This is a genomic window from uncultured Flavonifractor sp., from assembly GCF_944385615.1.
In the GTDB taxonomy this organism is placed as follows: domain Bacteria; phylum Bacillota; class Clostridia; order Oscillospirales; family Oscillospiraceae; genus Flavonifractor.
Genome location: NZ_CALWXV010000006.1, coordinates 1 through 19050, shown reverse-complemented (window position 1 = coordinate 19050; position 19050 = coordinate 1). Strand labels below are relative to the sequence as shown.

Below are 19050 nucleotides of genomic sequence, written 5' to 3'. Positions count from 1 at the left end.
AATCTTGAGAAAATAAAAGGGGTGATACTATGAGCCAGACCGGTATTATCGAAAACACAAGAAGAATTATCGAGAAAAAAGGAATGAAGCATCGTGCCGTTGCAGAAAGAGCCGGATTTTCAGAAAAACAGTTCAGCGCACTTCTGAACCGCCGGAAGATTATCAAAGATACGGACGTCATTGCAATTGCCAATGCACTGGAAGTTACACCTAATGAGCTTTTTGGGCTGACCAACCAGCCCGGCGCATGATGTTGGCATCCAGTCTGACCGCCACAGCGCAGACCCCCGCTCCTGATGGGGCGGGTACAAAAGGAGGTAAATAAAGTGATAGCAATCAGAACGGCCCAGAAAAGGCAGAACCACATCACAATCATGGCCCCCGTGGCCCTGGGTGAAGATACGGTATATGCCCTGAAGGCTGCTTTGACCAGGGAAAACCGGCTTCGGGTCAAGGAAGGCAAGGAGCGGTTCTCCTATGAGATTAAAATCTCCGGCCTGGATACCAGGCCGGAGACGTAAGTCAATCGGGGATAGCTTCAACCTCGGGAGGTGGGAGGTGGGCAAGCGCCGCCGGGTGGACCCGGCACATGAAGGAGGTATACCCATGATCCAAGAGACAATGCTCACAGCCCAGGACGTGGCAGCACGTTGGGGCGTGTGTGTGCAGACAGTGTACCGGCTGGCCGCCAAGCGGGACGGACTGCCGGCCTACAAGGTAGGGCGGTGTATTCGCTTCAAGGCTGATGAAGTAGCCGCCTATCTGGAAAATCAGGCGGTCAAACCGCCGGAGCTGGAGCCCGGAATGAAGGTGGGCCGGTTCCAATACAAGCCTGGAATGAAGGTAGTAAGCATATAGGCAGCACTGGCAAAATGGCGCGGGATAAACCGTGCCGGGACATACACAGGAGGAAATACCATGTACATCTATCAGGGTAAAAGAGTCACCCGCGAGGAGAAGCGCCGGCAGCAGCGGGTCCGGGCCAACTTGATCGGCATTGGTCTTATGGCGCTGCTGGTTTTGGCCGGGGTGATCCTGGGGGCAGCCGGGGCGGTGAGTATCTTATGAGGAGACAGGCACAGACCAGCGGGCCGGTCATGCGGTATGAGGTGCGCCACCCGGAGTATGGGCAGTTGGAAGTCAACTCCCTGAGCCCGGAGAGCGCAGTATGGGCGGCCGTGAGGCACTGGGGCGCGGATTGGCGGACTGAGGCCTGCAACTGCACCGTCAAGAAGCTGGGCACAGCGGCCAAGCCCCGGTGCCGCCGCTGCGGTAAGGAGTTCGGCCGACCGGGAGACTATACCGCCTTTTGCCCGGACTGCGAGCGGGTCAATGAGCTGTACCGGCGGGAGTGTGCCAGCAGGGCCAAAGCCGACAGACGGGCGGGGATGCGGAAATGATCGGAGGATGGATGATATGAACGAGATCAGCACCAGAGAAAGCCCTCCGGCCAGGTCGGTGGAGACCGTCACGCTGGAGATCCGCACGTTGCAGCATCAGGCCCAGCAGATGCTGCTGAGCTATGCCATCGAGATCGGCCGCCGGTTGGTGGAGGTCAAGTCTCTCCTGCCCCATGGGCAGTGGGGGGACTACATCAAGGAGCAGGTGGGGTATTCCCAGTCCACCGCCAACAATCTGATGCGAGTCTTTGAGGAGTACGGCGCCCCCCAGCAGTCCATGTTCGGCGCCGGGGCAAATTCCCAAGCGCTTGGGAATTTGAGCTATACCAAGGCCCTGCGGCTGCTGGCCATCCCCGCGGACGAGCGGGAGGCCTTTGTCGAGGAGCACCATGTGGAGGAACTGTCCACCCGCCAGCTGGAGCAGGCCATCAAGGAGCGGGACGAGGCCAGGGCCGCCGCCCAGCGGGCGGAGGCCGACAAGCATACCGCCGAACAGGCCCGGGCCAAGATGGCGGAGGACATGGGGATGCTCAACGCCAGTCTGGCCTCCGCGCAGGACGCCCGGGAACAGGCCATGCAGGACGTGGCCCGTTTGGAGGCTGAACTGGCTGACCTGAAGGCCCAGCCGGTGGACGTGGCGGTGGAGACGGTGGTGGACCAGGCTGCCATTGAGAAGGCCCGTGCCGAGGCTGTGGCCGGGATGCAGGCCAAGCTGGACAAGGCCAGGGAGAAGCAGCAGCCCAGCGCAAGCTGGGAGAGCAGGCTAAAGCGGAAAAGCGGGAGAACTTGGCCGGGGACAAGGACCTGGCCCAGTTTGAGGTGTTCTTCAACCAGGCCAAGGATCACGCCAACCAGATGCTGAAACTACTCTTCCATGCGCGGGGCCGGGAGGACCAGGACACTGCCCAGATCATGGAAAAGGCTCTAATGGCTCTGTCTGAGCAAATTGGGAGGTGTGCAAAGTGAGTACCTGGTATGAGCAGGCGGAGGCCCGGCTGAAGGAGGAATACAAGGCCGTCACCGGACACAAGGAGTCCGCCATGAAAAGCGCTGTGCGGGACGCCCTGCTGGAGTTCTGCCGCCAGAATGAGGAGTTTGCCCAGGCGGTGGCCCAGGGCGGCTCCTTCCCAGACTGCATGAAGGCGGTGGCCCAGGGGGTGGGAAACTGCATCTCCGATCTGGAGGCTTACCGCCGGGCGGCGGCCTTCTACTTCGACGGGGCAAAGGTCCAGTGTTCCATGTCTATCCAGCTGGAGCCGGCAGAGACCGGGCCGGATCGGAAGGGCATCCTGCTGGACCTGTCCGACTTCTTCTGAGGGGGTGGGCAGAATGTCAGACTATACGGACCGGGAACGGGAGCTGCTCAACAGCTGGCCCGCCGTGACGGCGGAAGATCTCACGCGGATGAACGATCTGTTCCCCCACTACCTGTTTTTCCGCAAAGAGGGGGAACTGATGGGCCTGGGCGGGGTCAGGCTGTATTCCTCCTGCTGCGGCCATAAGGAGTACCGGCCCTATCTGCCCCGGACTGAGACGCCGGAGCACCGGGACCTGCTGGACCACCTGAAACACAAAGAATCCTGGACCTGTCCCTGGTGCGGCCGGGCCGTGACCGTCATCGACCTGGCCAAGGCCAGAAAGCGGAAGACCCTGCGCCGGGTGGAACTGACGGTACTCCTCCATGTGCAGGACGGCGCCCTCTATGCCGACGCCTTGGCCCTGCGGAAGGACTACGCCAACGAGGCGGACCTCACCGCCCGCCCCACCGCCTGGTGCTCCAGCGGCTACCGGTTTACCCAGGGAGAGGTGATGCAGGTGGATCACCAGTGGGATGACAAACATCCTTACATCACCTACGAGCGGGACAAGCTGGGGCGGCGGAAGCTGGTACAGGAGCCCTTCAAGTTTGGCAGCCTCTCCTGGTATCGCTACGAGGCCTATTCCATTCTCAACCGGGAGGCCCTGGAGGGGCACCCGCTGTTCCGGTACTGCGGCTATTTTGACCTTTGGCAGTACCGGCCAATGGGGCCCCGAGGATATGCCGCCCGCTTCCACGATTTCATTTCCTACCTGACCGCCTACGCCATCTACCCCAGGCAGGTTGAGATGCTGGCCAAGGCGGGGTACTGGGAGCCGCTGAACGATCTCATATACAGCCGCAAGAAGAACGCCGCAGCCATGTGCTGGGAGGAGCCGGACCCCCGCAAATCCTTCCGGCTGAATAAGCGGGAGCTGTCCCTCCTGATGGGGATGCAGCCGCCCCTGAAGACCCTGGAGGTACGCAACTACGTGGGGCGGCACTGGGGCGATGTATGGAGCCTGCCCTTCTGCATGGACTTTTGCAACCTGTGGGGGAACCACTTGGACCCCATGGAGGTCCTCCGGTTTCTGAACCGGTACCGATTGGACCCGGACCGTTTTCTCCGGTATCTGGGCGGGGAGTTCGACCGGGACCATATCGAGGCGGTCTGTTACGCGGACCTGTTTGAGATCTACCGGGACTATCTGAACGGGGCCTACCAGCTGGGCTATTGTCTGGAGCACAGCCGGGTGCTGTGGCCGCCGGAGCTGTTTACCGCCCACGATTTGACCATGGAGCAGCTGGCCCAGCGGCAGGAGGTCAGCCAGGCCCAAAACCGCCGGGCCCGCCGGCTGAAGTATGAGTTTGAGCTGGACGGGTGGAAGATCGTATTCCCCACCACGGCAGCGGCCATCAAGCGGGAGGGCAAGATGCTGTGCCACTGTGTGGGCGGCTATGCCGACCGGCACATGAGAGGGGTCACCACCATCCTGTTTCTGCGCAGGTCCAGCGCCCCCAGCACCCCCTATGTGACCATTGAGATGGACGGCAACCAGATCCGGCAGATCCACGGCTACCACAACGACACCTTGCCGGGCAGTCCCAAGCCCCGGGAGGTCCACAAGGCGTTTCTGGACGCCTGGCTGCGCTGGCTCCGGGCGGGCAGCAAGCGGAATGAGGACGGCACGCCCAAGCTGCCCAAACGCGCCGGGACCGGGAAGACAGAGCAAAAAGGAGTTGGTGCGGCATGATCGGTGATTTGCTGACCCTGGAGCAGCTGCGAGGGATGGAACGTCCTACACCTGTATGGGCAGAAATCCAAAACAAAACGGTTGAAGGCTGGGACGGGTACTGGTGTCTCTGCATCCGTGGGTACATTTTGACGCCTGGGCTTATTTCAATGTACGCAGAAAAGATGGAAGGGGTAAAGTTCTACACCTACCAACCTGCCCACATCGACCGGGAGGCGTGGGGGTGCCCAATTTGCGAAACCAGCAACGTCATTTCTTACAGGGCGTGGGAGAATGAAGAAGCGCGCCTCAAAGAAGGCCCGTTTATCCAGGGTGGCGCCGCGTTCTGTCCTCAATGCGGGAAGCCGCGCACGCCGGAGGCCTGGGCCGAGCTGAAAAAGCGGTTGAGGGGGTGAAAGAAAGATGGGACTTAATCTTTGCGATAGGTGCGTGGCCGATTGCAGACACCACCGGGAACCCAACGAAATAGTAGTTCAGTGCGGAGCATTCAAGCCTCCTATGACCAATGCCGACCGGATCAGGGCTATGAGCGACCAGGAGCTGGCTGCCTTTTTGGATCGGATCTCCATTGAAGGGGATGAACCCTGGGAAAGTATATTCAAAACAACCTTTTGCGATTGTTGTCCTACCGTAGAGGTAACGGAAGAGGATGGTACACAGCACCATCTAAATGAGTGCGATTTTGCAGACGGTGTGTGTCCCCACGGGAAAAGCATCCAGTGGTGGCTGAAACAACCGGCGGAAAAGAAGTAACATGACCAACTCCGGCCCTCTGCCGGGTGAGAGCGTCCGCTCACCCGAACTCTCTTTTCTCTTTGTCTGCCGGGGCCCTGCCGATCTGAAGGCCTGCGTTCCACGCGGGATAATGGTAGGAAAAGCGGGGCGCCCGGCAGAGGGCCGGAGCAAAGGAGGGAATCAGATTGACTACAATGGACTACACGACGACGCTCCGGGCAGTGAAGAAGCTGAAGGTCCAGACCGGCTCCCTGGCCTGTGTGGGCTGTGGGTATGAGAACAACTGCTCGTTACATGGCTGCGCGATCCTGCGCAATGCCGTGGAGCATATGGAGGCACTTCTTACCAACTATGACCATTTGGCCGCGCTGTTGGATCAGAAGAAACAGACATAAGGGGGAAGGTTGCTGTGAAGCCGATTCTGTTTCATACCGATATGGTCCGGGCCATCCTGGAGGGCCGCAAGACCGTCACCCGCCGGGTGGTGAAGCCGCAGCCGGTGGGCCAACCGGCGCAAATGGGAGAGGACAGCTGCTGGCCCGGATGCTTTGCGAGTGCTGATGATGAGCGGGTTTACCGACCGCCCTATCAACCGGGCGATATCCTGTGGGTGAGGGAGACGTGGGCACATCCAAGCAAAGAAGAAATTGCAAGAGGAACTGATAAGAATATATTCCTGTATCGAGCTGATGTGCCCTCTGTTCTTTATGCCTGGGACCACTGGAATCCGTCCATCCATATGCCCCGGGAGGCCGCCCGAATCTTCCTGCGGGTCACCGGGGTTCGCGTGGAGCGGTTGCGGGACGTGAAATATTTTGATTGTTTGGCAGAGGGAATCCTATACAGGCAGATGGAGACGGACATTGTACAGGATTTTTCTACTTTATGGGATACCACCATCAAGCCAGCAGATCGGGCTGCCTACGGATGGGGGGCCAACCCTTGGGTGTGGGTGATCCAGTTCGAGCGGACCAAGGAGCTTGGGCCATGAATCAGTGGACAAGCCTGTTGACCAGGAAAGGCAGAGACGCACTTCAGGATGCACTATCAAAGAAAAAGATGGTAGAGGTAGAACTGCAAGTGCCATCGATGCGACTGCGCATCAGGGTCAGCACACAGCGGGCGGCGCCAGTCTGGAAGGTGCCCATGGTGCTGCGCCTGGAGCGGTGGGGGCCTGGCCAATACAGCACGCAGATTTTTGACAGCCTGGAGGCGATGCTGCATGGAACTTGACCCGCGGCGCCTGGGGCTCAGGGCTCAGGTGCAAATTGCGCTTGCTCTTTTAGAAAAGGATAAAGAAAGAAGGAACCTATGTGGCGGGAGTGGATTTGATCGCGCTGTGTATCGAAGCCCGAAGGCGGCAGATGACTTACGGACAGCTGATTGCCAGGACCAGCGAGACAGAACAAAAAGAGATCATAGCCAAGTATCGAGGAGCCGGAAAGAAAAAGGAAAATAAAGGAACTCAAAAGAGGGCGGGCCGGTGAGCCCGCCCCTTTGGACATGATCCTGTCCGGTACCCCCAGTATGCCGGGGGCAGCGTAGAGGACCATTCATTATAAAGGAAGGGACGCGCGCGTTCCTATGCGGGGCTCTTAGACCGCTAATATCTCGACCACCAGAGTAGAAGGAGGAGAGCAGCGTGAAACAGTTAATGCGCTATCGGATCACATCCGGCCGTGCTGTAGAGGTCCGCGATGTGATGATGGAGACACGGGGACATCCGGCCAGAGGGGGAAAACGGGGAACGTCCTCCCCCAAGCAGCGCAAGCGCAATGAGGAAGAGGCGGTGCTGATCCTGGCCAGGCAGCTCAATGCCAACTGTAAGGGCGGGGATCTGTTCCTCACGCTGAAATACTCAGACGGCCGCCTGCCTGCCACCAAGAAGGATGCAAAGCGGATTGCCCGCAATTTCATCCGGCGGCTGGCCAGGGCATACAAAAAGGCCACCGGACAGAAATTGACCTGGTGGCTGGTGACGGCCAACACCTCCACCAAGACAGGCCGGCCGGTCCGCCTCCACCACCATGTGGTCATGAATGCTTTGGACTGGGATCTGATTGCCAAGCACTGGCCGCCGGAGGAGTTCTCCTACCGCCGCCTGGACGCCACAGGGGACTACACGGCTGTGGCCCGGTACATGATCCGAAACGCGGGGTACGGCGGGGGGCGGGCCTGGTCCCACTCTCAGGGCATTAAGCAGCCCAAATATTCCACGCCTATTCCCGTCAAACGAGCGGGGACGGTGAAGGTGCCCCCGTCGGCCAGAATCGTAGAGCGCGAAATCCGGGAGGACACAGAGGCGGGCTTTTCATCGGCTTACATACGTTGGGTGATGCCGCTGACAGACCATACCGCACGTCACGGGAGGAGGAAAAAGCAGGATGAATGAGACCTTTGCGGTACGGCTCAGACGGCTGCGGGAGCGGAAAGGGCTAAGCCGCCGCACCCTGTCCGAGCTGTGCGGACTGAGCAAGAACATGATCGCGGTCTACGAGCGGGGAGAGGCCGACCCATCCACCGAGACCATCTGCCTGTTGGCCGACCATTTTGACGTGTCGGCCGACTACCTGCTGGGGCGAAAAGAAAATTTTTAGCGTGCCCGATAAATTGGGCACGCCGTGCCGGATGTGTAGTATGCTTCCAGTACGGGGTGTGTTTGATTGGGGGAGGTGCTATGACCGAGTACGAAAATATGGGTCTGGAGGAGCTGGAACGGCTGCTGACGCGGAGGGAGCGCCTCTTTGTGGAGGAGTACGACAAGGACGGAAACGGCACTCAGGCCGCTATCCGGGCCGGGTACACCCCCGGAAAGAAAAACACCTCTGCGGCCGTGCAGGCGTGCAAGCTGCTAAGATCGCCTAAGGTCTCCGCGTACAGGCGCGCGCGCGCGAATGAGTTGTGCCGCCAGTTGGGACTTAGCCCGGAGAGCATTAGGCTGAACATAATGGAAGTTTATCGCCGGTGTATGACGGCTACGCCGGTGATGAAGTACGACCAGGAACTGGGAGAATGGGTGGAGTCAGGTACATATGAGTTTGATTCAAAAGGCGCGTTGAAAGCCATGGAGTTGCTGGGAAAGCCTATGGGCGTATTCGAGCGGGACGAAGACGGTGGAGGTGGGGGCGTTACCATTGTCGACGATGTATAAGCTGTCTGAAGTCATGCCGCCCGCCTTCTTCGAGTTACACAGACAGATCCGATCTGGCAGTGTGTCTGAGGCTCTATGTCAGGGAGGACGGGGAGGCGCTAAATCTTCGTATATCTCCGAGGAAATTGAGGTGCAGATGATGCGCCATCCGGATACTCACGCTGTGGTGCTCCGCCGGAAGGAAAACACTCTGAGGCGCACAGTCTATAACCAGTATATTTGGGCGGCTGGCGCATTGGGGGTGAGTAGCCGGTGGCGGGCCACAGTTTCCCCAATGGAGCTGACCTACCTGCCAACAGGGCAGAAGATCATGTTCTTTGGTCTGGATGACCCGGGCAACCTAAAGTCCATCAAGCTGCCGTTTGGATATGTGGCCTATGTTCACTTTGAGGAGTTGGATCAGTTCCGTGGGCCGGAAGAGGTGCGCAGCGTGGAGCAGTCTCTACTCCGGGGCGGACCCATCGCCATTACGTTCAAAAGCTTTAACCCGCCGGCCAGCGCGGCCAACTGGGCCAACCAGTACGCCAGAGAGAGCAAGCCGGGGCAGGTGAAACACCACAGCACCTATCTGGAGACGCCGCCGGAGTGGCTGGGGACACGCTTCCTGGCGGATGCGGAGCACTTGAAGGAGCTCCACCCACTGGCCTACCGGAATGAGTACCTGGGGGAGGTCACCGGCGGCGGGGCAAATGTGTTTGAAAATATACAACTGCGTGCTATCACGGACGACGAACTGGCCCGGTTCGACCGTATTTACCGTGGAATTGATTGGGGATATTATCCAGACCCGTGGGCCTATAACTGCATGCATTATGACGCGGCCCGACTGACCCTCTATATCTTCGACGAGGCAGAGGCCTACAGAAAGGGAAACGAGGAAACCGCTCGGATTCTTCAGGAGGAGAAGCGGATCACGCCATACGATTTACTGACGGCGGATAGTGCGGAGCCAAAGAGTGTGGCAGACTACAAAGCATACGGGCTGAACTGCCGTGGGGCGGCCAAGGGGCCAGGCAGTGTGGAGTACTCCATGAAATGGCTGGGACGGTTGGCGGCCATTATCATAGATCCGGACAGGTGCCCAAAGTCGGCAAAGGAATTCAGTGAGTATGAGTTCGAGCGGGATAAGGAGGGGAATCTGATCTCATCTTACCCGGACGCCAAAAACCACCACATTGACGCGGTGCGCTATGGAATGCAGCCGGTGTGGAAGCAAAGGGGCGAATAGCATGGATTTTCTGTATTGGATGGGAAAGGCGGTGAAGGGTATGTTCAAGAGAGCACCAGCGGCACCAGGCGGTCTCCAGGTGTCGGAGAAAATGGCGAACGCCATCACTGCCTGGCTTTTAGCGTTTTACCAACGGCCTGCGTGGCTGGAAACAGGGTACCGGGTGACCAACACGCCAATTAGTGTCACGGATTATATGTCTACCTTGGCCTGCAATGAGATTGCCATAAACGCAGGGGCCTCAGACCGGGGCGTGTGGATCAATGGCCAGATATCTCGTTTCCTATTGCCACAGCTCAAAAACGCGGTGCAACTGGCTGGAGCCGGAGGGCGGGTGGTGTTAAAGCCATATCCATCCGGCGGGAATATTTATACTGAGGTGGTGCCGGCAGACCGTATCTATCCAACACGGATCAACGGGGCGGCGGTGACTGAGGCTGGATTCTTCACAGACTTTTCCACACTGCGGGGCAGGAAGGTGGTGCGGGTGGAAGCGTTTGACCTCCAGCCAGACGGACTGTATCTCCAAAACCGCGCCTATTGGTACAGTACCGGGGATACTCTGGGAGGGGAACTATCCCTTACAGAAGTGCCGGAATGGGCTGGCCTGGAGCCAGATGTAATTATCCGCGGTGTAGACCGTCCTCTATTCGGAGAATTGCGTATGCCAATGGCAAACACGGTGGATGAAACAAGCCGTCTGCCGGTAAGCCTGTATGCCAGGGCAATGGATACGATGTCAGAGCTGGACCGCATTTACAGCGAATTTCTATGGGAGGTGCATACGGGCAAGCGCAAGCGTATCGTTGACCGAACGGCAATCAAGCCGGATACGAACGGATGCGGGGTGCCCTTTAAAGACCAGACAACAGATCTGTACCTTGCCATGGACCTGACCGGCGATTTGGGACAGGGAGACCCATTCCGGGACTATACGCCAACCCTGCGGGTGGATGAGTATCAAAGGGCGATTGATATCCAGTGTCGGCTCCTGGAGCGGCAGACAGGCTTTTCGCCTGGGACCTTTTCCTTTGACATAAAGACTGGGCGCATGACCGCAACCCAGGTCGTGAGCGATGATAAGGAGACCTACAACACCACCAAAAGCATTCAGGAGTATGGTCTGCGCCAGGGATTGCTGGACCTGATAAACGCCTACGACGTGTACGCCACTCTGTACGGACTGGCGCCGGCGGGAATCATTGAGCCGTCTGTATCGTTCGGAGACGCCATCTTTGAAGATACAGGTGTAGAGTTTGCCAGGCGTAAGAGCCTGGTGGACAGCGGGTACTTGCGGCCGGAGCAGTTGGTGGGCTGGTATTTTGGCGTCAGCGAAAAGGAGGCACGTGAGAAATACATCCCAGAGCCGGCCCCTATGCTACGTTTTCAGGAGGAGTGAGGATGTGATCTGTCCATATATCTGCCATGTGGTCCAGGCCAATCAAAACCGCTACGAATACGACGATGATGGACGCAACACATTCCATGAGCACGTTCTGGTGGAAACTAAGAAACCAATGGACTGCGCTAAGGGGGGATGCGGGGCCTGGCGGGATGGGAAATGCACCTACGGAGGTGGAGAGATATGCTGACGCCGAGATATCTGGAGGACGCACCGGAGGCAATGGTGGAACTCTATAGCCAGGCGGAGGCGGATATCCTGGCAGACATGGCCCGCCGGATCTCAAAGTATGACTTTTTTATCCCAGCAGCGGAGCACCAGATGAGAATGCTGGAGGAGATGGGGGCTGAACAGGCGTACATCCTTCAAAAGCTGGCAGAGCTCACCGGGCGTAGCGAGAAGGAGCTGCGGCAACTCTTCGGGGAGGCTGGTGGGAAGGCATTGGTCAGCGACCAGGCGGACTACCGAAAGGCTGGTCTGCATCCACCCGCCCTTAATACGTCAAAAGAGCTCCAGCAGGTGCTCAATGCGGGGCTCCGCCAAACCAAAGGCCTTTTTATAAACCTGACCCGCACCACCGCCCTGGACAGCGGTGGGCAGTTCCGAGAGGTGTTGGATAGGGCGTGGCTTCAGGTAAACACTGGCGGATTTGACGCAAATACTGCCATCCGGAACGCTGTAAAGGACCTAACCCGCCAAGGGCTGACAACCGTGGATTATGCTTCAAACCGCACTATATCCGTGGAGGCCGCTGTGCGCATGAACGTGGTGACTGGCGTAAATCAGACAGCTCTACAGCTCCAGGACACGCTGGCCAACGAAATGGACAGTGACCTGGTGGAAACCACCGCCCACAGTGGTGCCCGTCCTTCCCATGCCAAGTGGCAGGGGAAGGTATTCAGCCGATCTGGAAAGTCTGGAAAATATCCGGACTTCCGTAAGGAGACCGGATACGGCACCGGGCCTGGGTTGGGCGGCTGGAACTGTCGGCACTCCTTCCACCCATATTTTGAGGGCATGTTCCGCACTTACGGGGCCGAGGAGCTGAAACAGATGGAGGCAAAGACCATCACCTACAATGGGGAAAAGTTGACTGAGTACGAGGCCAGCCAGCGCCAGAGATACATAGAGCGGCAGATCCGCCGCTGGAAACGGGAGCAGCAGGCCATGGAAGCCGCCGGGAAGCCTCAAGAGGAGGCAAAAGCGAAGCTAAAGCATTGGCGGGCGCTCCAGAGTGACTTTGTGGAACAGACCGGGCTCAAACGCCAGTATGACCGCGAGCGGGTTGGCGGCTGAGCGTCCGGAGTTCAATATCCGCCCTTCCCCGGCCGGGCTTAAAATGCCGGGACGCCCCGGCGCGGAGTGGCCGCGCGTTTACAAGTAAAATCGCGGGCGGGAAAGGAAAAGGTATGAGTTATGAATATCTGAAGCCTATGTTTGGGAACGGTCCCCTGACCTTTGAGCAGCTGACGGAGAAGCTGGACGCGGCGGAAGGCGTAAAGCTGGTCAATCTGAAGGACGGAGGCTATGTCGGAAAAGAAAAGCTGGATGCGGCCGAGGCCCGGGTCAGTGCGCTCCAGCAGCAGCTCACGCAGGCCAACGGAAAGCTGGAAGGCTACGACCCGGAGTGGAAGACCAAGGCCCAGCAGATGCAGCAAGAGGCTGACCAGAAGGTGGAGGCTGTTCGGTTTGACTACGCCATCCGCACAGCTCTGACAGAGGCAAAGGCCAAGAATCCGGAGAAGCTGGCTAAGCTCATTGACCGGGATAGCCTGAAAATGGTGGATGGGAAGCTGGTGGGCCTGGACGAGCAGCTGAAAGCCTTGAAGGAGTCCGATGGCTATCTGTTCGAGGGAGATAAGCCTGCTCCGGAGATCGTCAAGCCGGGCAATCCGGTCTACAGAACGCCGGCAGGGGGCGGGGATCTGGACGCCTTCTATGCCAACAATCCGTTTTACAAGAAAAATTAGCAGAGGAGTTGTGAACAATGTCCGTTACCTACAATACCCTCCATGTGGATGAGCGGTATTCCGCCATTCTGGAGCCTAATCTGTATTTCAACCCCATCCTGGTGCCTGGTGTGACCTGTACGGATAAGTACCAAGTGGGACCTGCCGGCCAGATCTTTGTCCATCAGCTGGCCACCAGCGCGGTGGAGGCAGGCAAGCCTGGTCGGAACTTTACCGACGAGGAGGCTTCCAATGAGTTGATTCCCATTCAGCTCAACAATAATTTCCAGAAGTCCAAGAAGATCTATGGCGTGCAGGCCGCCGCGGTGGCGTTTGATGCTGGCAATGAGTATCTGGCCACCGCCATCCAGGAATGCCGGGAGGGATGGATGCAGTGCGGTATCGCCTGCCTGGCCCAGGAGGGGACCGCTGCAACCGCCGTCTCGGCTATCACGGAGGAGACGGTGAAGTCCGACCTCATCGACACCAGAACTGAACTGGTGAAGGGCAAGGGGCGGGCCAACGTGGTCATGTGTACCCCTGAGTACTACGGTCTGGTGCTCAAGGCTGCGGGGAAAGACTTCACGCCCACCACCAATGACCGGATTGCCTCTACCGGAAACGTGGGACAGTGGCTGGGCTTTACCTTCGTGGAGGCAAACGGAGCCACCGGCAGCATCAAGTATTACGATTCCGCCGGATCTCAGCAGACGGTTGACATGAGCACGGTACAGTACGTCATGTATTACCATGAGGCGCTGTCTGTGGTAAGCAACTTTGAGGTGGCCCGTATCATTGACTCTGAGCGATTCGCCGGCTCTTTGGCGCAGGTGGAGATGAACACCGGCTATAAAGTAACCAACAAAAAGCTGGCCTATGTCCGCAAGGTAAGCGGCTGAAAGAGGAGCGGGTCATGCTGAAGGTAGAGTACGAGTTCTACCGCGATACGTATCAGGGGGACAAGATCAGCGCCGAAGAGTGGCCCGCACTGAGTAGGGACGCTTCTGCTTGCCTGGATGAGATGACTCTGGGCAGGACAGAGGCGCCACTTTCAGAAGAACTTGGCCAGCGATGCCGGATGGCCATGTGTGCTGTGGCGGAGGAGCTGCGCGATCAGCGGGAACACGCAGGGGGTATCATTGCCTCGGAAAGCGTGGGCTCCTGGTCGCGCACCTACACCCAGACAGGAAGCCCGGCGCAGAAACAATGGGCCGCGGCGAGGCGGTGGCTGGTGAATACCGGCCTGATGTATCGGGGAGGCGAAACGCTGTGTGGCCGCATACCGTGACAGTTTGGTGCCGGGATGACAATGAGCACTACAGCCCGTGCATAGTGAAGGGGTGCCTGTGGGAGGACCGGCGGGGAGAACAGCTGCGCAAAACCGGAGCCACGGCAGCGAATGGAGTCAAGATCTATCTGCCAATTACAGCGCAAGTCAGGGCTGGGGACTATGTGGCTATGGGAGCAATAGGGGAGCCGGTAAATACGGCTCGGGATATCGTGGCTCTGGGTGGGCTCAGAGTAAGCGCAGCGGATCGCCTGGAGTTCGGCGGACTGCCCCATGTAGAGGCGGTAGCGGGATGAGCATCCGGTTTCGCTGGAATCCGCCCTTTGAGAGAAAAACAAAGGCGGGATTAGACCGGGCGCAGAGGGCAATCGACTCCGGAGTCCTCCGCTACAGCGAGCCCTTTTTGCCGTTCCAGTCCGGGGGACTGCGCAATAGCGGTATCACGGGAACGAAGGTGGGCTCCGGCCGGGTGCGGTGGATCGCGCCGCAGGCCCACTATCTCTATGAAGGCAAGGTCATGGGACCTAATATCCCCCTGCATGAGAATGGACAGCTGGTGGGCTTTTTCTCCAAAGCGCCCAAGGAATATACCGGTGAAACGCTGAAGTTCCATGGAGCACCTAAACGGGGCGCCAGATGGTTCCACCGTATGAAGCGGGTGCATGGGGCGGATATCGTGGAGGATGCGAACCGGGCCTATCGGAAAGGCGGAAAAGCATGAGTATTTTACAGGCGCTTCAAAGCTTTTTGGAGGGCTATGAGGGGATGGAGCTGCGCCCGCTGGGAGAGGTGCTTACCGACTTGACACGGGCGCAGCCACCTTCCTATTCCTTGGCGCCGGCCGGGGGCGGCGTAGCCACACAAGACGTGACAGGAAACCGGTATTACACCAGCCGATATCACTTCTTTGCGCTGGAGTGTGCGGTGGATGAAGCGGACCGGGCGGAAAGCTATGATTTCCTGGAGGCGTTGGCCGGTTGGCTGGAGGATCAGGAAGATAAGGGAAATTATCCAGAACTGCCTGGGCGCTACTGCGTGGTGGCGATGGCGGTACAGTATGCCACGCTCTATGACATATCTCAGAACGGGGCGGGACTGTATGAAGTACAGATTGAACTGACCATTAAGAAGGAGGTTGCGCCGTATGGCTGATCCGACCATTACTGGAACCGGCGCGGTAAAGCGTGCGGAATTCAAACTGTTTGCGGATGTGGGAGAGGCGGACTCCCCGGAGTGGGAGCTTCAGGGAGATCGCATTGAGGAGCTATCCCTGGAGATGAATCCCAATGTGGAGACGGTGACAGATGTTACCGGAGTTACCGCCACCACTCTGGACAAGTACGAGGAGCAGACCACTGTGGAGCCCTACTACGCCAAGCGGGAGAGCAAGCTGTTTGCCTGGCTCTACAGCGTGGTACGGAATAAAAAGACCCTGACTGATGTGGAGAAGAACTTCTGCTGCGTCAATATCTTTGCTGGCAGTGAGGGGCAGTATGACGCATGGACACAGAAGGCTATTGTGGCGGTGCAGTCCTACGGCGGGAATACAAAGGGCTTGCAGATTCCCTACAATATCCACTGGATCGGGGAGCGGACCTACGGCACGGCAGCCATTGCGGGGGGAAAATTGACCTTTACCCCCACACCGGAGGGGTAGAGCGTGGATAATCTGAATATCACGGAAAAGGCAGTACGCCTGTGCATTGACAACGATGAGAGCCGGGTGATCGAGTTCTACCCAACCGATGTTTCTTTTGCCGAAAACTTTTATGAGCTGGCGGCGGAATTTGACGCACGGCGGAAGGAGATTAAGACCCGTGCGGCTGCCATTTCAAAGGGGCCTGGGAGCAAGCTGGAGAAGGCCAAGGCAGAGCTGGCCCTTACCCGGGAGGCGTTCAAAGTGCTGCGGGAGGGAATCGACCGTACCTTTGGGCCGGGAACAGCGCAGACTGTATTTGGAGACAGGGACAGCGTAGGGATGGCAGCCCGTTTTTTTCGTGGCGTGACGCCGTACATTCGCAGCGCGCGTCAGGGGGAGCTGGAACGCTACCTTGAGGAGCCGGAGGGAGACGTGATGGAATGAATCCGCTTCTGCGCACCTTTCCGGAGGCGGTACGGATCAGCGGGGTGCGCTGCCCGCTCAATACCGATTTTCGGGTGGGTCTGCGTATCATGGTAGCCTATGAAGACCCGCGCCTGACCGGCTTTGAGAAACAGCTGATACTCTGTAAGCTGCTCTATCAGGAGCAGCCGCCAAATTTTGAAAGGGCGGTGCGGGAGGGGATCCGGTTTCTGGACTGTGGGGAGACGCCGAGAGAGCCAAGGGGCGGCCGTACATATAGCTTTACCCAGGACTGGGCGTATATCTATTCCGCGATCCTCCAGACCCACGGAGTAGATCTCCAGACGGCGCGGATGCACTGGTGGAAATTCCGGATGATGTTTCTGGATCTGCGGGAGGACACGACCTTTCAGCACATGGTCAGCCTGCGCAGACGCAAGGAGAAAGGCCTGCTGACCAAGGAGGAAAAAAGGCTGTGGGTAGATAGTGCCGATCTTCTGGAGCTGCGGGAACCGGATCCCGAGCGGGACAGGGCACAGGCAGAATTTGACCGGTGGATGAGGGGGTGAGCACATGCCGGACTTTGACGGATCTATTATTGTAGATACCGAAATTGACGCCAAGGGGATCCAGAGAGATACCAAGAAAGTGGAAAAGGCGGCCCGTGAAGCGGGGGCTGAGGTAGAAAGCATCGGGGACAGCTTCCGTGAGGCGGAGCGTGACGCAGACCGCGCGGCCAGTGGCATTGAGGATGAGCTGGATAAGCTGAAGGTATCCATCAATGAGGTTGGAGACGCGATCAGCACAGGCTTTGCGGCGGATATGCTGATGGAGCTTGGAAGCGGGCTGATGGATATGATGTCGTCCACGGAGGAGCTGCGGGGCGATCTGTCCATGCTGGACCAGAATGCCCGCATGGCGGGTATGGGCCTGGAAACGGCCAGAGAGGCCATGCAGCGACTGAATACGGTATCCGGGGAGACAGACAGCAGCATTGAGGCGGTATCCAACCTCTTGGCTGCCGGTGTGCCGGAAAATCGCCTTCAGCAGGCGGTAGAAGGATTGGCAAACGCTGCCATTAGCTTCCCTGACACCATTAAGATCGAGAGCTTGGCGGACAGCCTCCAGGAGACGCTGGCCACTGGAGAGGCAACCGGACAGTTTGCCGAGGTGCTGGACAGGATCGGATACAGTGCGGAGACGTTCAATAAAAACCTTGCCATGTGTACCACCGAAGCCCAGAAGCAGGAACTGGCGCTGAACATTTTGACGCAAGGGCCGCTGAAAGGGGTCTATGAGGGATGGGCGGCAGCCAACCCGGAGTTGGTCAAGGGTCGAGACGTGACGCTGGAGCTGGAGGAGGCAACTGCGGAGCTGGCGACCACTATATCTCCCGTGCTGACCAAACTTACAGAAATGGCTACCAGCGCGGTAAACTGGGTGTCCGGAATGGATAATATAGACGATGTTTTTACAGCTATCATTGGTGGAGTTGCCGCGCTGGGGGCGGTAAAGGCAATGGATACAATCAAGGGGCTGGCCACATCGTTGATGTCTGTGGATAAGGCAATGCTTATGACAAAAGCCAGTACCGGGCTGGCATTTGTAGCATTTGGATTGTTGTTCAATTTATTGCTGAAAGCCGCCGGCGTATGGGATTCCATGAACGACGCTGAAAAAATAACCGTAATTTTGGGAGCAATCACGGTAGCTGCCTTTGCTGCGGCTCTGGCGGTGGGTGCGTTCCAGTCGGCTCTGTCGCTGGGAGTTGCGGTGGCATTGATTGCGGGCGGCGTTGCGGCTATGATCCTTGCCATCAATTCAGCGGAGCAGAGGGTCAAGGAACTGGGCAGTTCGGTGACACAAAGCTTGGACCCCAGCAGCTATAGCCCCAAAATGACGGGGATACCGGCCTTGGCTACCGGTGCGGTGATTCCGCCCAACGGTGAGTTTTTGGCGGTTTTGGGAGACCAGAAAAACGGCCGAAACCTGGAAGCCCCCGAGGGGCTCATCCGGCAGATCGTTCGGGAAGAAGGCGGAGGCGCCAGGGCTCTCCATATCTATCTTCACAAGGGCGGTGGATTTATGCGAGATTTCAAATTTTCACTGGATGAGGAAGCCGGACGGCAGGGCATGAAATTAACCGAGGTGTGAGATGAAAACAGTGTTTTCCGTTGACGGACAGCAGTTTAATATCGCGGTAATCAGCCTGGAGCGGAGTGCCACGCTTCGGGGTGGAGACAACGAGGGGACGGCCATATCCGGACGGAAGATACGGGATCTGACCGGTACCTACTATGACTATAAGATGACGCTTGGCACAAGGGATATGGGAGGCCAGGACTACGACAGCCTGTACGAAATCCTGACTGCCCCGGTGGATAGTCACAATGTGGTCATGCCGTATGGACAGACCACTCTTACGTTCGAGGCATATATCGAAGAAGTCAATGACTCCCTGAAGAGAATGGGAGACGCAAAGAATCTGTGGGGGGATCTGGAGGTGACCTTCACCGCCACCAGACCCCAACGGATTCCAGACTGAGGTGATTGTGTGCGCAACAGAATCGTGTATGCCGGGAAGGAGTTCTCCGACGCCCTGGACGCTCCCTATCAGCTCACCGCCGGAGACGGCCTGATGGAGCTGGCTCCCGTCTCGGACGCTCTGGCGGCGGACACGCTGGAGTTTGAGGTGGACAGCGACGATACCTCCCTGACCCACTACATCCCCAACGATAAGCTGGTCTACTACTACCGGGACCGGCAGCTGGGCACCTTCTATGT

The 19050-nt window shown here is 58.1% G+C and carries 31 protein-coding genes; all 31 read left to right on the top strand.

The window, feature by feature from the left end; all coding sequences use genetic code 11:
- Positions 1-29: 29 nt before the first annotated feature.
- The gene (locus Q0J75_RS03150; protein ID WP_297196702.1) at positions 30-251 is read left to right on the top strand and encodes a helix-turn-helix domain-containing protein; all 222 of its coding nucleotides are present in this window, start codon (positions 30-32) and stop codon (positions 249-251) included.
- A gap of 75 nt (positions 252-326) precedes the next feature.
- Complete coding sequence (locus Q0J75_RS03145) at positions 327-521, top strand: hypothetical protein (RefSeq protein WP_297196701.1); 195 nt, start codon at positions 327-329, stop codon at positions 519-521.
- Positions 522-606: 85 nt separating this feature from the next.
- Complete coding sequence (locus tag Q0J75_RS03140) at positions 607-858, top strand: helix-turn-helix domain-containing protein (RefSeq protein WP_297196700.1); 252 nt, start codon at positions 607-609, stop codon at positions 856-858.
- Positions 859-918: 60 nt separating this feature from the next.
- A complete protein-coding gene (locus Q0J75_RS03135) occupies positions 919-1068 on the top strand; it encodes a hypothetical protein (protein WP_297196699.1) in 150 nt (49 codons plus the stop codon).
- Positions 1065-1400 carry a hypothetical protein gene (locus Q0J75_RS03130; RefSeq protein ID WP_297196697.1) on the top strand — a complete coding sequence of 112 codons (336 nt, stop codon included), beginning with the start codon at positions 1065-1067 and terminating at the stop codon, positions 1398-1400. Before Q0J75_RS03135 ends, Q0J75_RS03130 begins: the two co-directional genes overlap by 4 nt.
- Positions 1401-1416: 16 nt before the next feature.
- A complete protein-coding gene (locus Q0J75_RS03125; protein WP_297196695.1) occupies positions 1417-2262 on the top strand; it encodes a DUF3102 domain-containing protein in 846 nt (281 codons plus the stop codon).
- 100 nt (positions 2263-2362) lie between these two features.
- Entirely contained in the window at positions 2363-2716 is a 354-nt protein-coding gene (locus tag Q0J75_RS03120; protein ID WP_297196693.1) for a hypothetical protein, read from the top strand.
- Between the two features lie 13 nt (positions 2717-2729).
- Positions 2730-4451, top strand: coding sequence for a PcfJ domain-containing protein (locus tag Q0J75_RS03115; protein WP_297196691.1), 1722 nt, complete (start codon positions 2730-2732; stop codon positions 4449-4451).
- The gene (locus tag Q0J75_RS03110; protein ID WP_297196689.1) at positions 4448-4846 is read left to right on the top strand and encodes a hypothetical protein; all 399 of its coding nucleotides are present in this window, start codon (positions 4448-4450) and stop codon (positions 4844-4846) included. The genes Q0J75_RS03115 and Q0J75_RS03110 overlap by 4 nt, the downstream gene beginning before the upstream one ends.
- Positions 4847-5371: 525 nt before the next feature.
- Positions 5372-5581 (top strand): hypothetical protein, encoded by a 210-nt coding sequence (locus Q0J75_RS03105; protein ID WP_297196687.1) that lies wholly within the window; start codon positions 5372-5374, stop codon positions 5579-5581.
- A 14-nt stretch (positions 5582-5595) separates the two neighbouring features.
- Positions 5596-6177, top strand: a complete 582-nt coding sequence (locus Q0J75_RS03100; RefSeq protein WP_297196685.1) for a hypothetical protein — start codon at positions 5596-5598, stop codon at positions 6175-6177.
- Positions 6174-6419 carry a hypothetical protein gene (locus Q0J75_RS03095; protein WP_297196683.1) on the top strand — a complete coding sequence of 82 codons (246 nt, stop codon included), beginning with the start codon at positions 6174-6176 and terminating at the stop codon, positions 6417-6419. Before Q0J75_RS03100 ends, Q0J75_RS03095 begins: the two co-directional genes overlap by 4 nt.
- A gap of 409 nt (positions 6420-6828) precedes the next feature.
- A complete protein-coding gene (locus tag Q0J75_RS03090) occupies positions 6829-7578 on the top strand; it encodes a hypothetical protein (RefSeq protein ID WP_297196682.1) in 750 nt (249 codons plus the stop codon).
- Complete coding sequence (locus Q0J75_RS03085) at positions 7571-7783, top strand: helix-turn-helix domain-containing protein (RefSeq protein ID WP_297196680.1); 213 nt, start codon at positions 7571-7573, stop codon at positions 7781-7783. Before Q0J75_RS03090 ends, Q0J75_RS03085 begins: the two co-directional genes overlap by 8 nt.
- An 80-nt stretch (positions 7784-7863) precedes the next feature.
- Entirely contained in the window at positions 7864-8337 is a 474-nt protein-coding gene (locus Q0J75_RS03080; RefSeq protein WP_297196678.1) for a terminase small subunit, read from the top strand.
- A complete protein-coding gene (locus Q0J75_RS03075) occupies positions 8330-9565 on the top strand; it encodes a PBSX family phage terminase large subunit (protein WP_297196805.1) in 1236 nt (411 codons plus the stop codon). Before Q0J75_RS03080 ends, Q0J75_RS03075 begins: the two co-directional genes overlap by 8 nt.
- A 1-nt stretch (position 9566) precedes the next feature.
- The gene (locus Q0J75_RS03070) at positions 9567-10964 is read left to right on the top strand and encodes a hypothetical protein (RefSeq protein ID WP_297196676.1); all 1398 of its coding nucleotides are present in this window, start codon (positions 9567-9569) and stop codon (positions 10962-10964) included.
- Between the two features lie 4 nt (positions 10965-10968).
- Positions 10969-11157 (top strand): hypothetical protein, encoded by a 189-nt coding sequence (locus tag Q0J75_RS03065; RefSeq protein WP_297196674.1) that lies wholly within the window; start codon positions 10969-10971, stop codon positions 11155-11157.
- Positions 11151-12263 (top strand): phage minor capsid protein, encoded by a 1113-nt coding sequence (locus tag Q0J75_RS03060; protein WP_297196672.1) that lies wholly within the window; start codon positions 11151-11153, stop codon positions 12261-12263. Before Q0J75_RS03065 ends, Q0J75_RS03060 begins: the two co-directional genes overlap by 7 nt.
- A gap of 113 nt (positions 12264-12376) precedes the next feature.
- Positions 12377-12937 carry a phage scaffolding protein gene (locus Q0J75_RS03055; RefSeq protein ID WP_297196670.1) on the top strand — a complete coding sequence of 187 codons (561 nt, stop codon included), beginning with the start codon at positions 12377-12379 and terminating at the stop codon, positions 12935-12937.
- A gap of 17 nt (positions 12938-12954) precedes the next feature.
- Positions 12955-13815: a hypothetical protein gene (locus tag Q0J75_RS03050; protein WP_297196668.1), complete on the top strand. Its 861-nt coding sequence runs from the start codon at positions 12955-12957 to the stop codon at positions 13813-13815.
- A 14-nt stretch (positions 13816-13829) separates the two neighbouring features.
- Entirely contained in the window at positions 13830-14204 is a 375-nt protein-coding gene (locus tag Q0J75_RS03045; RefSeq protein WP_297196666.1) for a hypothetical protein, read from the top strand.
- Positions 14186-14500, top strand: a complete 315-nt coding sequence (locus Q0J75_RS03040; RefSeq protein ID WP_297196664.1) for a hypothetical protein — start codon at positions 14186-14188, stop codon at positions 14498-14500. Before Q0J75_RS03045 ends, Q0J75_RS03040 begins: the two co-directional genes overlap by 19 nt.
- A complete protein-coding gene (locus Q0J75_RS03035) occupies positions 14497-14925 on the top strand; it encodes a minor capsid protein (RefSeq protein WP_297196661.1) in 429 nt (142 codons plus the stop codon). Before Q0J75_RS03040 ends, Q0J75_RS03035 begins: the two co-directional genes overlap by 4 nt.
- Positions 14922-15356: a minor capsid protein gene (locus Q0J75_RS03030; RefSeq protein WP_297196659.1), complete on the top strand. Its 435-nt coding sequence runs from the start codon at positions 14922-14924 to the stop codon at positions 15354-15356. Before Q0J75_RS03035 ends, Q0J75_RS03030 begins: the two co-directional genes overlap by 4 nt.
- On the top strand, positions 15349-15861 hold the full coding sequence (locus Q0J75_RS03025) for a hypothetical protein (RefSeq protein WP_297196657.1): 513 nt from the start codon (positions 15349-15351) through the stop codon (positions 15859-15861). The genes Q0J75_RS03030 and Q0J75_RS03025 overlap by 8 nt, the downstream gene beginning before the upstream one ends.
- A gap of 3 nt (positions 15862-15864) precedes the next feature.
- Positions 15865-16287, top strand: a complete 423-nt coding sequence (locus tag Q0J75_RS03020) for a hypothetical protein (protein WP_297196655.1) — start codon at positions 15865-15867, stop codon at positions 16285-16287.
- Positions 16284-16835, top strand: coding sequence for a Gp15 family bacteriophage protein (locus tag Q0J75_RS03015; protein ID WP_297196653.1), 552 nt, complete (start codon positions 16284-16286; stop codon positions 16833-16835). Before Q0J75_RS03020 ends, Q0J75_RS03015 begins: the two co-directional genes overlap by 4 nt.
- Before the next feature lie 4 nt (positions 16836-16839).
- A complete protein-coding gene (locus tag Q0J75_RS03010) occupies positions 16840-18420 on the top strand; it encodes a hypothetical protein (protein WP_297196651.1) in 1581 nt (526 codons plus the stop codon).
- Position 18421: 1 nt separating this feature from the next.
- On the top strand, positions 18422-18811 hold the full coding sequence (locus Q0J75_RS03005; protein WP_297196649.1) for a hypothetical protein: 390 nt from the start codon (positions 18422-18424) through the stop codon (positions 18809-18811).
- Between the two features lie 9 nt (positions 18812-18820).
- Positions 18821-19050: hypothetical protein (locus Q0J75_RS03000; protein WP_297196647.1), on the top strand; the 230-nt coding region annotated here is incomplete at its 3' end.

Excerpts from the sequence above, each read along its gene's own strand:
- Q0J75_RS03150 (WP_297196702.1), top strand. The coding sequence starts at position 30 with ATGAGCCAGACCGGTATTATCGAAAACACAAGAAGAATTATCGAGAAA.
- Q0J75_RS03140 (WP_297196700.1), top strand. The coding sequence starts at position 607 with ATGATCCAAGAGACAATGCTCACAGCCCAGGACGTGGCAGCACGTTGG.
- Q0J75_RS03135 (WP_297196699.1), top strand. The coding sequence starts at position 919 with ATGTACATCTATCAGGGTAAAAGAGTCACCCGCGAGGAGAAGCGCCGG.
- Q0J75_RS03130 (WP_297196697.1), top strand. The coding sequence starts at position 1,065 with ATGAGGAGACAGGCACAGACCAGCGGGCCGGTCATGCGGTATGAGGTG.
- Q0J75_RS03125 (WP_297196695.1), top strand. The coding sequence starts at position 1,417 with ATGAACGAGATCAGCACCAGAGAAAGCCCTCCGGCCAGGTCGGTGGAG.
- Q0J75_RS03115 (WP_297196691.1), top strand. The coding sequence starts at position 2,730 with ATGTCAGACTATACGGACCGGGAACGGGAGCTGCTCAACAGCTGGCCC.
- Q0J75_RS03110 (WP_297196689.1), top strand. The coding sequence starts at position 4,448 with ATGATCGGTGATTTGCTGACCCTGGAGCAGCTGCGAGGGATGGAACGT.
- Q0J75_RS03095 (WP_297196683.1), top strand. The coding sequence starts at position 6,174 with ATGAATCAGTGGACAAGCCTGTTGACCAGGAAAGGCAGAGACGCACTT.
- Q0J75_RS03085 (WP_297196680.1), top strand. The coding sequence starts at position 7,571 with ATGAATGAGACCTTTGCGGTACGGCTCAGACGGCTGCGGGAGCGGAAA.
- Q0J75_RS03080 (WP_297196678.1), top strand. The coding sequence starts at position 7,864 with ATGACCGAGTACGAAAATATGGGTCTGGAGGAGCTGGAACGGCTGCTG.
- Q0J75_RS03075 (WP_297196805.1), top strand. The coding sequence starts at position 8,330 with ATGTATAAGCTGTCTGAAGTCATGCCGCCCGCCTTCTTCGAGTTACAC.
- Q0J75_RS03070 (WP_297196676.1), top strand. The coding sequence starts at position 9,567 with ATGGATTTTCTGTATTGGATGGGAAAGGCGGTGAAGGGTATGTTCAAG.
- Q0J75_RS03060 (WP_297196672.1), top strand. The coding sequence starts at position 11,151 with ATGCTGACGCCGAGATATCTGGAGGACGCACCGGAGGCAATGGTGGAA.
- Q0J75_RS03055 (WP_297196670.1), top strand. The coding sequence starts at position 12,377 with ATGAGTTATGAATATCTGAAGCCTATGTTTGGGAACGGTCCCCTGACC.
- Q0J75_RS03050 (WP_297196668.1), top strand. The coding sequence starts at position 12,955 with ATGTCCGTTACCTACAATACCCTCCATGTGGATGAGCGGTATTCCGCC.
- Q0J75_RS03045 (WP_297196666.1), top strand. The coding sequence starts at position 13,830 with ATGCTGAAGGTAGAGTACGAGTTCTACCGCGATACGTATCAGGGGGAC.
- Q0J75_RS03035 (WP_297196661.1), top strand. The coding sequence starts at position 14,497 with ATGAGCATCCGGTTTCGCTGGAATCCGCCCTTTGAGAGAAAAACAAAG.
- Q0J75_RS03030 (WP_297196659.1), top strand. The coding sequence starts at position 14,922 with ATGAGTATTTTACAGGCGCTTCAAAGCTTTTTGGAGGGCTATGAGGGG.
- Q0J75_RS03025 (WP_297196657.1), top strand. The coding sequence starts at position 15,349 with ATGGCTGATCCGACCATTACTGGAACCGGCGCGGTAAAGCGTGCGGAA.
- Q0J75_RS03015 (WP_297196653.1), top strand. The coding sequence starts at position 16,284 with ATGAATCCGCTTCTGCGCACCTTTCCGGAGGCGGTACGGATCAGCGGG.
- Q0J75_RS03010 (WP_297196651.1), top strand. The coding sequence starts at position 16,840 with ATGCCGGACTTTGACGGATCTATTATTGTAGATACCGAAATTGACGCC.
- Q0J75_RS03005 (WP_297196649.1), top strand. The coding sequence starts at position 18,422 with ATGAAAACAGTGTTTTCCGTTGACGGACAGCAGTTTAATATCGCGGTA.